This is a genomic window from Maribacter sp. UBA3344, assembly GCF_002362375.1.
In the GTDB taxonomy this organism is placed as follows: Bacteria; Bacteroidota; Bacteroidia; order Flavobacteriales; family Flavobacteriaceae; genus Maribacter; species Maribacter dokdonensis.
In genome coordinates this window covers 291,623-306,549 of sequence record NZ_DERI01000017.1, presented here as the reverse complement: position 1 = coordinate 306,549, position 14,927 = coordinate 291,623, and the positions used below count along the sequence as shown (strand labels likewise).

General features: G+C 36.4%; 6 protein-coding genes. All 6 read left to right on the top strand.

Going from position 1 to position 14,927, the window contains the following annotated elements:
• The first annotated feature begins 46 nt into the window (after window positions 1–46).
• The 6 genes from B2Z27_RS12465 (at window position 47) to B2Z27_RS12440 (ending at window position 14,917) form a co-directional block, all read left to right on the top strand.
• The gene (locus B2Z27_RS12465) at window positions 47–2,479 is read left to right on the top strand and encodes an ABC transporter permease (RefSeq protein WP_286813896.1); all 2,433 of its coding nucleotides are present in this window, start codon (window positions 47–49) and stop codon (window positions 2,477–2,479) included.
• Between the two features lie 36 nt (window positions 2,480–2,515).
• The gene (locus tag B2Z27_RS12460; RefSeq protein ID WP_286813895.1) at window positions 2,516–4,945 is read left to right on the top strand and encodes an ABC transporter permease; all 2,430 of its coding nucleotides are present in this window, start codon (window positions 2,516–2,518) and stop codon (window positions 4,943–4,945) included.
• A gap of 254 nt (window positions 4,946–5,199) precedes the next feature.
• The gene (locus tag B2Z27_RS12455) at window positions 5,200–7,599 is read left to right on the top strand and encodes an ABC transporter permease (RefSeq protein ID WP_286813894.1); all 2,400 of its coding nucleotides are present in this window, start codon (window positions 5,200–5,202) and stop codon (window positions 7,597–7,599) included.
• Window positions 7,600–7,609: 10 nt separating this feature from the next.
• The gene (locus tag B2Z27_RS12450) at window positions 7,610–9,994 is read left to right on the top strand and encodes an ABC transporter permease (RefSeq protein WP_286813893.1); all 2,385 of its coding nucleotides are present in this window, start codon (window positions 7,610–7,612) and stop codon (window positions 9,992–9,994) included.
• Window positions 9,995–10,033: 39 nt separating this feature from the next.
• A complete protein-coding gene (locus B2Z27_RS12445) occupies window positions 10,034–12,451 on the top strand; it encodes an ABC transporter permease (RefSeq protein WP_286813892.1) in 2,418 nt (805 codons plus the stop codon).
• A 12-nt stretch (window positions 12,452–12,463) separates the two neighbouring features.
• Window positions 12,464–14,917 carry an ABC transporter permease gene (locus tag B2Z27_RS12440; RefSeq protein ID WP_286813891.1) on the top strand — a complete coding sequence of 818 codons (2,454 nt, stop codon included), beginning with the start codon at window positions 12,464–12,466 and terminating at the stop codon, window positions 14,915–14,917.
• Window positions 14,918–14,927: the final 10 nt, after the last annotated feature.

Here is a 14,927-nt window from a genome sequence, read left to right as displayed (position 1 = left end):
AAATAGAATTTAATACTCCGTAATAAAGCATCAAAAAACGAGAACCATGTTTAAAAACTATCTAAAAATCGCCTGGAGGAGTCTAAAAAAGCAAGCCTTTTTCACTTTTCTAAATACCTTCGGTCTAGCCATAGGTATGGCGGGGGCATTAATTATATCACTTTATATCTACGATGAGCTTAGCTATGATAAAATGTTTGCCGATGCCGATAGGATTTATCGTATAGACTCTGATATTAAATTTGGTGGAGCGGAAATTAAGGCGGGGGAATCTGCCGCACCAATGGCGGAAACCTTAAAAAGAGACTATCCACAGGTAGAAGCTTCAGTGCGTTTTAGGACCATAGGTAGTGCTTATGTAAAGAAAGTTGGGGGAAACAGAAGTGCCAAAGAAAACCATATCACCTATGCCGATTCCACTGTTTTTGAATTTTTTGGGATAGACTTACTTGCGGGTGATGCCAAAACAGCATTAACGGGGACTAACTCATTAGTGCTTACTAAAACTGCAGCAGAAAAACATTTTGGTTCTACTGACGTTATAGGTCAAAATTTATTGTTGGATAATACCGATACCTATACGGTAACCGGTGTCATAGAAGATATGCCCAAAAATTCTTATTTCAATGATTACAGTGTGTTTTTGGCAATGGCGGGCAACGTGGCATCAAGAGAAGATAATTGGGGCGGTAATAATTATTTTACATTTATAAAGTTAATTCCCGGAGCCAAGGCTGAAGATTTTCAAGAGCCTTTACAAGGTATGTTAGAGCGTTATATGTTGCCATGGGCGCAAAAGTATTTTCCTGGTATGACGGCAGAGTCGTTTGCGGCATCCGGTAATTACATTCGGTACCACACCATGCCCTTGACCGATATTCATTTGCATTCAGATAAAAGCTCGGAAATGAGTGCAACGAGCAGTATTCAGAATATCTACATTCTTTCTTTTATTGGGCTGTTCTTGATCATATTGGCAAGTGTTAATTTTATGAATTTGTCTACGGCTCATTCGTTAAAGAGAGCTAAAGAAGTAGGGGTGCGAAAAACCTTGGGCTCAAATAAACTGAATTTGGTCTTTCAATTTTTAACCGAATCAGGATTAATTGCATTTGTGTCTTTGTTAGCGGCACTATTGATTACACTGGTAGCTTTGCCGTTTTTCAATGGCTTTACAGGTAAATCAATTGAAATTCCGTTTACGCGGCCCTTATTCTGGTTGGCGTTATTGGGGGCAACTATGTTACTTGGGCTGTTGTCAGGAAGTTATCCTGCATTTTTTATGTCGAGGTTTACACCTGTTAAAACGTTAAAAGGTAACAGTTCTGAAAGTGTGGGCAATGGTAGGGTACGTAATGCCTTGGTAATTTTTCAATTTTCAATTTCGGTATTTCTTATTATCAGCACCTTGGTAGTATTTCAGCAATTGAATTACATACAGAATAAAGATTTGGGCTTCTCCAAGGACCAAGTATTGCTAATAAATGAATTGGGTGCATTAGGGTCCAAAACCAAGGCTTTTAAAGAACAGATTGCTAATATGGGTTTTGTAGAGAGTGCTACGTTGAGCAATTATTATCCAACGCCATCTTGGCGGTCAGATACTTCGTTCTTTGAAGAAGGTTCTAGAGATCAAGAAAGTGCTATTCAAATGCAAGAGTGGGATGTAGATACAGATTATCTAAAAACTATGGAAATGGAACTGGTTGCCGGTCGTGATTTTAATTCCGCCTATGCATCAGACTCTACAGCAATTATTATCAATGAAGCTACGCTGCCTATTTTAAATGTTACGGCAGAAGAAGCTTTAGGCATGCGTATATCCGAGGAAATGGATCAAGAAAATCCTGCCTACTATACCATAATTGGAGTGGTTAAAGACTTTCATTATAGAACGTTAAGAACGAATATAGGCGCTTTGGGAATGCATTTGAATTCAAATGCACAGAACATGGCGGTAAGAATGAGTGGTGGAAATTATGCCAATAATATTGCTGCGATAGAAAATACGTGGAACACCATGGCGCCTGGTCAACCTTTTGATTATCGGTTTATGGATGAAGCCTTTAATACCACCTACGAAGCCGAACAAAAACTGAGTCAGATATTTTTCATTTTTACTATGCTGTCCATTTTTATTGCTTGTTTGGGATTATTTGGATTAGCTGCCTTTAATGCCGAAAAACGAACAAAAGAAATCGGTGTTAGAAAAGTGTTGGGAGCTACTGTAAGTCAAATTTCTTACCGACTTACGGTAGATTTCCTAAAATTAGTGGGCGTAGCCATATTGATTTCTTTGCCCATAGGCTGGTTTGTCATGAATAAATGGCTTGAAGATTTCTCATACAGAATTGAGATTGGTGTTGGGGTATTCCTGTTGGCGGCCGTGCTCGCCATTATCGTAGCAATACTAACGGTAAGCTACCAAAGTATAAAAGCGGCAATTGTAAATCCTGTTAAGAGTTTACGGTCAGAGTAAGTAAAGCATCAAACTTCATCAATCAAAAAGAACATCATGTTAAAGAATTATATCAAAATAGCTTGGCGTAATTTAATAAAGAACAAGCAGCAAACTATCATCAACTTATTGGGTCTTACGCTTGGTACCGTAAGCTGTTTAGTAATATTGTTATATGTATTTGCGCAGTTGGGTTATGATCAGCACCATACCGAGGCGTCATCAATTTATAGGGTGGAGACAATTATAGATCGTGATGGTCAAGAATCTTTTGACTCCGCCACCTCGTCGCCACCAATAGCCTTTGCATTAAAAGAAGATTTTGCCGAGGTAGAAGAAGCAACAAGAGTTGTATTGACCGATGCATTCTACAGTCCACTAATAAGAGCGACAAATAGTAAAGATGCTTACTATGAACCAAGGGTCTATTTGGCAGATTCAACTTTTTTTAAAGTATTCAAATTCAAAATACTTGAAGGTGATGTAAAAACGGCTTTAGATGAACCCAATACCGTAATGCTGTCATCATACCTGTCCGATAAGTTATTCGGCAACACCAGTCCTTTGGACAAAACTGTAGTTTGGGGCAGTGGGGAAAGTGCATTAACCCTTACCGTAAAAGGAGTTTATGATGAAAAGGCTTATAAAACGCATTTTAATCCTAGTTACATTGTAAGCATGAGTACCCCGGGAATGGGAACCTTTGTACAGAACTTCCAAAGCTTTGCCACCAATAATTTTGCGTATAGTTATGTAAAATTGACCTCAAATGGTAGTGGCTTAGGTCTTCAACGGAAATTGCCCCAGTTTATGGAAGATAGAGGAGCGCAAGATTTAAAAGATGCCGGTATGAGCAGTAAGACACTAGAGCTTACAAAGGTTACTGATATTCACTTGTACTCCAATGGCAGAAAAAATCAGCTGGATCGCGTATCTAATAGTACCTACCTTTATTTTTTACTGAGTTTGGCATTTTTTATACAATTGGTGGCATGTATTAATTTTATAAATCTTAGTACGGCTAGGGCTAGTAAAAGGGCGCGTGAAATTGGGGTTAGAAAAGTAGTTGGCGCAGGTAAAAATGCATTAATGCGGCAATTTTTGGGCGAGTCTTTGTTACTGTCCATATTCGCTATGTTAATCAGTATTCCTATAGTTATTTTGCTTTTGCCATTTGTAAATGAAGTAACACAGGAATCATTGACCTATACAAGTTTGTACCAATGGCAGATTTTGGTAATATTATTGGCTATAGGCGTAATTACAGGTTTGGCTTCAGGTGTTTATCCTGCTATAGTCCTATCTTCTATAAAACCGGTGAGAGCATTAAAAAGTTCGGCCATTTTACAATCTGGTAGCGGTACCTTTAGAAAGGCTTTGGTAGTATTTCAATTTGTAATTTCTATATGTTTAATAAGTACGGTAATTATTATAGGTCAACAGTTTAAATATGCCCAAACCAAAGACTTAGGTTATAAAAAAGATAACCTTTTGGCATTGCGGGTAGGGACCGAAGAATCATCTAATAAGTTTGAATCTTTAAAAGCATCATTTTTAAAAGTACCGGGCGTATTACAAGTGTCAAGTGGAAATTATTCGCCGTCGGAAATTATATTGGCAGATAATGGATTTTACTTGCCTGGCGGAAATAAGGAAAATAAAACAGTGGTAAAACGTAACGGCGTTAGCGATGGCTATTTTAACACCATGGGTATAGAATTGTTGAAAGGTAGGGATTTCAATGCTGCGGATACCGTAGACCAGATCATAGTGAACGAGGCTACGTTAAAGGCTTTTAATATTGATATTGAAAACGCGTTAAGTGCCACTTTAATGCAAAGTTATGGCGATGAAATTGACGAATTACGAATTATAGGTGTGGTAAAAAACTATCATTTTGCTTCCTTAAAAGAAGAGATTCAGCCTTTGTTCTTACATAAGGAAACGGAGCCTAATTGGCTGTTTATTAAGGCAAACACAGAAAATTATGGTCAGTTGCTACAAGGTTTGGAACAACAATGGAAATCTACGTTAAGTAACATCCCTTTTGATTATAGATTTGTAGATAAAGAAGTAGAAAAGTTATACCAAGAAGAAAAGCGTTTAGGGTTTATCTCTGTAGGATTTACCATTTTAGCAATATTCATAAGCTGCTTGGGCTTATTTGGACTTATCTCCTATGTAGCGGAGCAAAAGAAAAAAGAAATAGGTGTGCGCAAAGTGTTGGGCGCAAGTGTACAGTCAGTAGTTAAATTACTAACTAAAGACTTTATTAAATTGGTACTCATTGCTTTTGTATTGGCATCACCAATAGCCTATTACTTTATCTCTAGATGGTTAGAGGGTTTTACGTATCGTATTGAAATTAAGTGGTGGGTATTTTTGGCAAGTGGTGTACTTGTTATGGTAATCACATTTTTGACCGTGGGACTGCAATCATTAAAATCAGCAGCTGCAAATCCCGTAAAAAGCTTGCGTTCAGAGTAATTTTTGAAATGTATGGTCAAAACTTGGTTTAGCATTGATGACAATGGTGTAACATTCTAATTTTTAAGTAGTCATTGTAAATATATTGTACATCTTTTGTCAAAATATTTTACACACGAAAATGCACTGTCATTTTAAGTAATTGATAATTAGATGTTTAATATAGTGGCACGGAATTAGTTTCATATTTTGTATCATCAATCAATCAATCAATGTTTAGCATCAACTAATCATCAATCAAAAAACGAACGATCATGTTTAAGAACTATTTAAAAGTTGCTTGGCGAAATCTACTTAAGAATAAGGGGTATACCGTTATAAATGTGGGCGGACTTGCCCTTGGTATGGCGGTAACTTTAATTATTGGGCTTTGGATCCAAGATGAGCTGTCCTATAATAGCTACTTCAAGAATAAAGAAAGTATAGCTCAAGTTTTTCAATCGCAAACCTTTAATGGCGAAACAGGAACAGGACCTGCCATACCAAGACCTTTGGAGAAAGCCCTAAGAGATGGTTACGGTGATAATTTTAAGCATTTGGTCATGTGTTCTTGGACCAATGACCATTACTTAAAATATGGTGAAAAGAGCATATCTAGACCAGGTAATTACATGCAACAAAATGGACCTGAGCTTTTTGGTCTGGAAATTATTAAAGGAGAGCAAGATGCGCTACGGGAGATCAATTCCATTATGTTATCAGCATCAACGGCAGATGCCTTGTTCGGTAATGAAGACCCCATAGGTAAAACGGTTACCGTAAGTAATGAGCACAAGTTGAATGTAAGCGCGGTGTACAGTGATATACCTGTCAATAATTCATTTAACGATACCGATTATATTATTCCTTGGGAGAAGTATTTGGCAGTGAACGAATGGATAAAAAATGCCGAAGATCAATGGGGCAACAATTCATTTCAAATGTTCGTACAATTGGCAGATAATACAACCATTGAGCAGGTAACCAAAAATATTAAAAACGTAAAGAAAGATTTAAACGAAGATACAGCTCAGTTTAATCCGCAGATCTTTTTGTTTCCAATGAAAGATTGGTATTTGCGTAGCAGTTTTGAAAATGGAAAACAAGAAGGTGGGCGCATAAAGTACGTGTGGTTATTTGGTGTCATTGGAGCTTTTGTATTACTGTTGGCATGTATCAATTTTATGAATTTGAGTACCGCCCGTTCAGAGAAAAGGGGCAAGGAAGTTGGCATACGTAAATCTATTGGTTCTCAAAGAGGGCAATTGATCTATCAATTTTTGAGCGAATCGTTTCTTGTGGTTGTTTTTGCATTTGTAGTAGCCATATTGTTGGTATTACTTTCCTTGAACGGATTTAATGAGCTATCTAGAAAAGAAATATCCTTTCCGTGGGATAATGGTATGTTTTGGATGGTGTCATTGGTGTTTATAGTGTTCACTTCCTTGTTGGCAGGTAGCTATCCGGCGTTATACCTATCATCTTTTAGACCGGTAGATGTGCTTAAGGGTACGTTCAAGACCGGAAAGTACGCAGGGTTGCCAAGAAAGGTATTGGTTGTAGTTCAGTTTACGGTCTCGGTAGCTTTTATTATAGGTACGGTGATTGTAATGCAGCAAATCAATTTTGCAAAAAATAGACCTGTTGGGTATGATAAGGAAGGATTGATCCAAATACCGACGTTCAGTCAAGATTTTGTGGGGAAATATGATTTAATGCGAACCGAATTCATAGGGTCCGGAGCGGTAGTGGAAATGTCCACTTCCAGTAGTCCAACTACCCAAATATGGTCTAATAGAGGCGGATTTACATGGGAAGGCAAACCAGAAGGTTTTCAAGAAGATCTAGCGTGGACAGAAGTTTCACCGGAGTACGCAAAATCATTGAATCTTAAAATTTTAGAAGGGCGCGATTTTTCAAGAGATTTTGCAACCGATTCATTAGGGGTGTTAATCAATGAAACTGCAAAGAAATATCTGGGTATGGAGAATCCTGTAGGGCAGTTATTACGAGACGATGATGAAGAAGACCCTAATCCGCCATTAAAAATTATAGGTGTTGTTCAAGACATGATCACCCAATCACCTTATGAACCGGTAAAACAAGGTGTTTATGTGTATGATAGGTTCAATAATGCCAGTTACTATAACCTAAGGTTGAACCCTAATAACAATGCATCTAAGAGTATTGCCACCGTAGAGAATGTGTTTAAGAAGCATTTTCCGGATATTCCTTTTGAATATGAATTTATAGATAGTGAATATGGTCAAAAGTTTGCATCGGAAGAACGTATTGGTACACTCTCGGGAGTATTTACGGCATTGGCAATTTTAATTAGTTGTTTGGGGTTATTTGGGTTGACATCATTTGTAGCCGAGCAAAGAAAGAAAGAAATAGGGGTGCGTAAGGTATTGGGAGCGTCTATTTTTAATGTATGGAATATGTTGTCCAAAGACTTTTTAAAACTGGTGGTTATCTCTTGTTTTATTGCTGTACCTATAGCTTATTTCATTATGAACGGATGGTTGCAGGAGTATCCGTATAGAGTAGTACTCAAATGGTGGATTTTTGCGGTAGCCATGTTGGGCGCAATGTTAGTGACCATTGCCACGGTAAGTTTTCAAGCTATTAAGGCAGCAAGGGCAAACCCGGTGAAAAGTTTACGAACGGAATAATTTAAAAAAAATGTTAAGAAATCATCTAAAACTATCCTTTAGGAATCTTTGGAAAAATAGATTGCTATCCTCATTAAATCTTTTAGGTTTAAGTATAGGTATTGGTGGTGTGTTAACACTTATGTTTTCAGTGTACGCTTATTACGTGGCGGATAATATGATACCGGATCAGGAACATATTTATTATCTAAAGACACATTTGGCAGACGGCAATGATTATAATGAAGCGGTATATCCGTTATTGGATAAAATAAAAAGCACTTCCCCAGAAGTAGTTGCCGGCACACATTTACACGGTTGGGGCAATATTTGGTTAGAGGTAGGGGATAATGAGTTTCAGAAAACATCTACCTATGCCGATCCTGAATTTTTTAATGTTTTTGCCTTGCCATTAAAATATGGTAATCATAATTCTGCCCTAAATGAAAAGTATTCTATTGTTTTGACCGATAAGGTAAGTAAGCAATTGTTTGGGGAAGAGAATCCTGTAGGGAAAAGTTTAATAGCGGCAGACACCTTAAATCTTACTGTAACTGGTGTGTTAGAGCCCATAAGTCCTTATTCTTCATTTCGTTTAGATGTTTTAATGCCGAATACGCTATTAAAAGATAACATAGCATTTAAAAATCAAAACAATTGGGATAGTAGTTTTTCTCCGGTGTTTATGAAACTTCGTCCAGATACCAACATTCAGCAATTTGAGAACCGTGTAGGTCAATTGGTGAAAGAAAATTATGAAGACCCAACTGTAATTTCAAGAATGGAAGTGATACCACATAATAATGTGCGTATTGATTCTATACCCGTAGTAGAAATAATTATAGCGGGTAATATTGCTACATCAATTTTTGTACTGCTTCTTGTACTTGTGAATCTTTTAAATTTAAATACCTCTACCATGTACCGTAGAACAAAAGATATTGCTGTACGTAAAGTTTTAGGTGGTGGTAAAAAGGGAGTAATTACTCAGTTTTGCCTGGAAAACGGAATTTTGGTGTTACTCTCTATATTGATTTCCGGCGGTCTTTTCTTTGGCTTTTTATTGCCGAAATTGAACGATATTTTTGGTGCTGAATTTGGTGAGATAAATTTTAGTCTGGCAAATGATTATCCAGTAGTAATAGGTGCTATTTTATTAGGTGTTTTGGTGACTTTAATAGTTGGTGTTTTGCCAACATTAAGATTTATTTCTTTACCAGTTTCACAAGGCATTAAAGGAAAAATAGATAGCGCAAAAGGCAGTTTTATATTGCGAAATACATTTATAATTATTCAGTTTTCCATAGCTATTCTATTTATTTGTGTTGCCGTTATTCTGAACAGTCAAATCAGTTTTATGAAAAAGGCTGATTTAGGTTTTGAAAGAGAACACGTGATAGTGGGCAATATTGATCTTGATTATAAAAATTTAGACGCTGCTACTTCTAGTTTCAAGGCGCTTTTAAATGACCTAGAGGCAAATCCGTATGTCACTAATGTTGCTACAAGTCAGGCAATACCATCAGATTACTACTTTAATTATACCCGATTTTATGATGCAAATACCGATAGGGATGTGCGTTTGCGTCGTTCATTTACTGATGCGGGTTATTTAAGCACATTAAAAATTCCAATAATAAAAGGTAGAAATTTCAGTAAAGAAATGGATGATGTAGAGGAAAGACCCGTAATAATTAATAGAACTGCTATGGCCGCTTTTGGCTGGACAACACTAGAGGGTAAGCGATTAAAATTTAAAAACGACGATTTTATCGGCAATCCTGTAGTTGGTGTCATGGAAGATTTTCATTATCAAGACTTGCAAAATGCTGTTGAGCCCTTGGTACATTATTATAGAAGTGAAGATGATTTGGATAAGCATCGTTATTTAACTGTTAGGGTAGTAGACGGTAAGGAAAAAGAGGTTAAGGATATGATAGCTTCTGCATTCTCTAAAATAGATTCTAGAAAAAACTATTCTCAAAGTGATCTTAGCGAAAAAGTTAGTGGACAATATCGTTTAATGGACGGTATGCTGAAAACGGTAAACGTAGTAGCCTTATTGACCATATTTATTTCATGTTTAGGTATGTTCGGCCTTATTTCTTTTATGGCAAAAAGAAGAATAAAAGAAATTGGTATTCGTAAAGTTCTAGGTGCAAGTGTGCTGAAAATTGTGGTATTGCTTTCCAAGGATTATATGATTTTAGTGGGCATTGCGGCTTTTGTTGCATTCCCTGTTGCCTGGTATATGATGAATGCATGGCTGGGCGGTTTTGCATATAGTATATCAATTCAATGGTGGATGTTTGCCTTGGCAGGTTGTATTGCCTTGTGCATAACGGCATTTACATTAGGTGCTCAGGCTATTAAGGCAGCAAGGGCAAACCCAGTGAAAAGTTTACGAACGGAATAATTTATACGTCATCAATCAATCAATCAAAATAATGTAATCATGATAAAGAATTATTTTAAAATCGCTTGGCGAAATTTGGTGAAGAACCGCGTGTTTACCACGGCTAATATTTTGGGTTTAACCTTAGCATTTGCCATTGCACTATTGTTGACCATCACCGTTTTGTTCGAGTTATCTTATGATCAGTTTCATGAGAACAAAGAGTCGGTCTATCAAGTGTATTACAATGTTCAAACTCCAAAAGGGTCAGAACTTTCAACTGCTAATCCCGTTCCCTTTGCTCCGGCTTTAAAGGATGAAGTGCCCGGCATAAAGCATATAACAAGAGCTTTAAGTGAAAATGTATTGGTTTCTTTTGGGGAGAACGATTATAATTTAGATGCAGAATTTGTTGATACGGACTATTTCTCCATATTCAGTTTTCCAACCTTTATAGGGGATAGTGCCAAGCCTATGCCAGATCAAAATTCGGTTGCCATAACCGAAGAAGTTTCTAAAAAGTTATTTGGGACTACCAATGGTTTGGGTAAAATAGTTAGACTTCAAATAGGAAAAGAGGAAAAGCCTTTTACAGTTTCTGGGATTTTAAAGAACATACCAAACAATAGTAGTATAAATTTTGAAATAGCTATACCGTTCACCACTCATTGGGACTATAAAGAATATGTTGATGCTTGGGATTCTAGAAATCACCCAGTGTATGTGCAATTAGAGGAAGGGGTAACTACTTCGCAATTTGAAAAAAGCACGGTAGATTTTACGCTATTGCATAATGAGGAGCAGATCAATAACATGAAACGCGATGGCGCTCAACCGGATGTCAACGGCAATTATGCACAACTTAAATTATTGCCTAGTACAGATATGCATTTCGCTAATTTCAATGCAGAAACCTTACAGGTAAAAAGAACATTTCCGTATTTGGTACTGGGTATAGCATTCTTGATTGTTTTTATTGCTTGTGCCAATTTTGTGAACATGAACATTGCCTTGGGTGAAAAACGTCTGAAGGAAATAGGCATGAGAAAAACGTTAGGTGCGGTAAAAGGACAGCTATTTGGACAGTTTTGGTTAGAAAGTTTGTTGGTATTTGCTATTGCTATTGTGTTGGCATTAATTCTTGCCAATGTGTTAATAGACCCATTTAAGACCTTATTTAATACCCAGGCTACTTTTTCAAATATGATGACACCTACAACTTTAGCGGGTTGTTTCTTTGGGGTTTTATTGGTGACATTGATTACGGGTGGCTACCCAGCATTACTATTGAGCAAGCTAAATACGTTGAAGGCTTTAAAAGGTAAATGGGAACTGGGCAAAAACGGAGTAAGAAATGCATTGATTGTCGTACAGTTCGTAATTGCTATTGTATTGATTACCGGTACTTTGGTTTTTCAAGGACAGTTAGAGTTTATGAGAAGCAAAAATCTTGGTTTTAATAAAGAACAGGTAGTGTCCATACCGTTGAACGGAAAAAAAGATAGTTACCGAGTGGTAGAGTTGTTGCGAAATGAACTTAGTGGAAATAGAAATATTTTAAGTGTAACCGGGTCGGACAATAACCTAGGGCGAGGAAAAGACGGCAGCATGTCCATCAGTAAATTCGGGTTTGAACATAAAGGTAGGGTAGTGCAGAGTAATGTACTTAATGTAGACTATGATTATGCAAAAACCTTAGATCTACAATTGTTGCAAGGGCGTATGTTCAGTAAGGAATATAGTGCGGATAGCTTAAGCATGGTCATCAATGAAGCCATGGTAAAAGAGCTGAACGAAGAGGATAATCCTTTGGCCACAAGAATATATTTTGATGAAGATTCCGTAGCTTATAATGTCATAGGGGTATTAAAGAACTATAATCATCAAGATATCAGTAGAAGTATAGAGCCATTGACTTTATTTCTTGATGATAATTTTGATTTGTATTATGCCTATGTAAAAGTAGCACCGGCAGATATGGCAAATTCTTTTGATGCTATTAAAGATGCTTGGCAAAAGGTTGAGCCAAACGCAGAATTTTTAGGCTCGTTTTTAGATGAAAATATAGACAGAACCTTTAGACGTGAAAAAACGATGGCAACTATTATTACAGCAGGCTCGGTACTTGGTATTGTTCTTAGTTGCATAGGATTGTTTGCTATGTCGTTATTAGTCGTTGCACAGCGTACAAAAGAAATAGGTGTTCGTAAAGTTATAGGGGCAAGTACATCATCAATAACCATACTGTTGACCAAAGATTTTTTAAAGTTGGTAGGCTTGGCATTCCTGATAGGAGCGCCCATAGCATGGTTTGCTTTAGATAAGTGGTTGCAGGAATATGCTTTTAGGGTGCCATTGAGTATTTGGTTCTTTATTGGTGCAGGAATGCTGGCTGCTTTAATTGCATTATTGACCGTAGGGGCAAGAACTATGAAAGCAGCGGCGGCAAACCCTGTTAAAAGCTTAAGAACGGAATAAAATTTAATTAGTATGCTTCGTAATTATTTAAAGATAGCTTTTCGTAATGTTTGGAAAAATAAGGTGTTTTCTATAATAAACATTTTAGGGCTTTCTATTGGTCTTAGCGCTGCATTTGTAATTGGGGCAATGGTTTTTTATGACCTCACATTCGATAATTTTCATCAAGATGGTGAAAGGATTTATAGAGTCACTACTTCGTTTGAAGGTGCGTCTGGAGTGTTTCATAACGCAGGTGTTGCCGTTCCATTGGCACAAGAGCTCAAAGATTTAAAAATGGAGGAAATTGAAACCGTTGCTCCATTTTTTACGATCTATCCTTTACATGTAGAAAATTCGGCAACCGGTAATAGGTTTAAAGATCCCGAATTTGTAATATATACAGAACCTTCATATTTCCAGACATTTGAATATAATTGGTTAGCTGGAAATTCAAAAACTGCTTTAGAAGAACCAAATAAGGTAGTGCTATCGCAAGAACGTGCAAGAAAATATTTTCCAAATCAAGATATAGAAAATGTTATAGGTAAGACCCTGGTTTATAATGACAGTATACACACTTCGGTTTCTGGTGTTATAGCAGGGTTTAATGGTCGTACAGATATTGTTTTTGAAGAATTTATATCTTTAAAAACAGCGGATACACAAGATATGACCAATGCGATTAATGAAGCGGATTGGAACAATACAAATTCTGCCTCGCAACTTTTTATAAAACTTTCTGAGAATAACAGTGCAGATAATGTTCAAAAAACACTTACTCAAATTGCAGATGATCATAATGAACCAGAAGATACCTACCAAGGTAGGAGTACGAGTAAGTTCAATTTGCAACCATTAAATGATTTACACTTAAATCCTAACTACGGTACTTTTGATTTCAATGATAGCCGTACAACAATGTCAGCATTAAAAAGTCTAATGTTTTTGGCTTTAATTTTATTGATTTTAGGTTGTATAAACTTCATTAATTTAAATACGGCGCAAGCAATTAAAAGAGCGAAAGAAATAGGTATTAGAAAAACCTTAGGGAGTTCAAGATTTCAATTAATTTCTCAATATTTGGGAGAAACATTTCTTTTGACCTTATCTGCAGCCGTAGTTTCATTCTTTCTTTCAAAATGGTTACTTCTTTTATTTTCAGATTTTATTCCTGCCGGGTTGAGTTTTGATATTTTTTTAAGTCCTTGGTTGGTATTGGGTGTCTTCCTTTTACTTGGTGCAGTGACTATTTTGTCCGGATTTTATCCCGCCCTCGTGTTGTCAAAATATAAACCGGTTTCGGTTTTAAAACAACAAATAACACCCAGTTCAGATAAGGGGTTGTTAAGAAAGTATTTAACCGTATTTCAATTTGTAATTGCACAGATATTTATCATAGCTACATTAATGGTAGGTAAACAGTTAAACTATATTATGAAAAAAGATATGGGTTTTAATACAGATGCAATCGCATATTTTAAAACTCCATGGCAAGATACATCAGCAGTAAAAAGAACAAGGATTGTTAATAGAGTGCAAGATTTGCCGGGTATATCAAGTGCTGTATTAGCAGGAAATCCTCCGGCTTCATTTACTACCATGAGTATGGGGGTAAAATTTATAGATGACAGCAAGGAAGTTAATTCAGATTTGCAGCTCATGTATGGTACTGCTAACTATTTTGATTTATATAATTTAAAATTATTAGCCGGTAGAATGCCTTTAAATGATTCTATCAATGAATTTGTAGTGAATACATCGTATTTGAAAGTTATAGGTGTAGAAAATGCTGTAGATATAATAGGTAAGAATTTAGTAGTTGATGGTGATAATTTGCCTATAGTTGGTGTAATGGATGATTTTAATCAGCATTCGCTAAAATATGGAGTATCTCCAATGGCATTTACTGGAAGTTCATATACAGGCAAGTGGACACAATTTAAAACAATTCATTTTAAATTAAATTCTAATGAAGTTTCTAATTGGTCAGAAACTATATCATCAATAGAAAGTATATGGAAAGAAACTTATCCTGAGTCCGATTTTAAATATGCTTTTATGGATGATACTGTAAAACAATTTTATGAAAGCGAACAAAAAACAGCGACACTTTTAAAGTGGGCAACAGGCTTGGCAATTTTAATAAGTTGTTTGGGATTATTTGGGTTGGTTATTCACACCACTGAACGTAGGACAAAAGAAATAGGGATTCGAAAAATTCTTGGAGCCAATATTTTTCAACTTAATATACTTTTGTCCAAAGACTTTTTAAAACTGGTATTGATCGCTTTTGTTATTGCTGCGCCAATTGCATGGTATGGATTACATAGTTGGTTGGAGGAATTTGCAAACAAAACCGAATTGAGCTGGTGGGTTTTTGCTTTAAGCGGTATTCTTATGGTGGTAATATCATTATTGATTATGACAATTAAAACTTTGAATTCAGCGAATACCAATCCTATAAAAAGCCTGAGAACAGAATAATAAGAACATT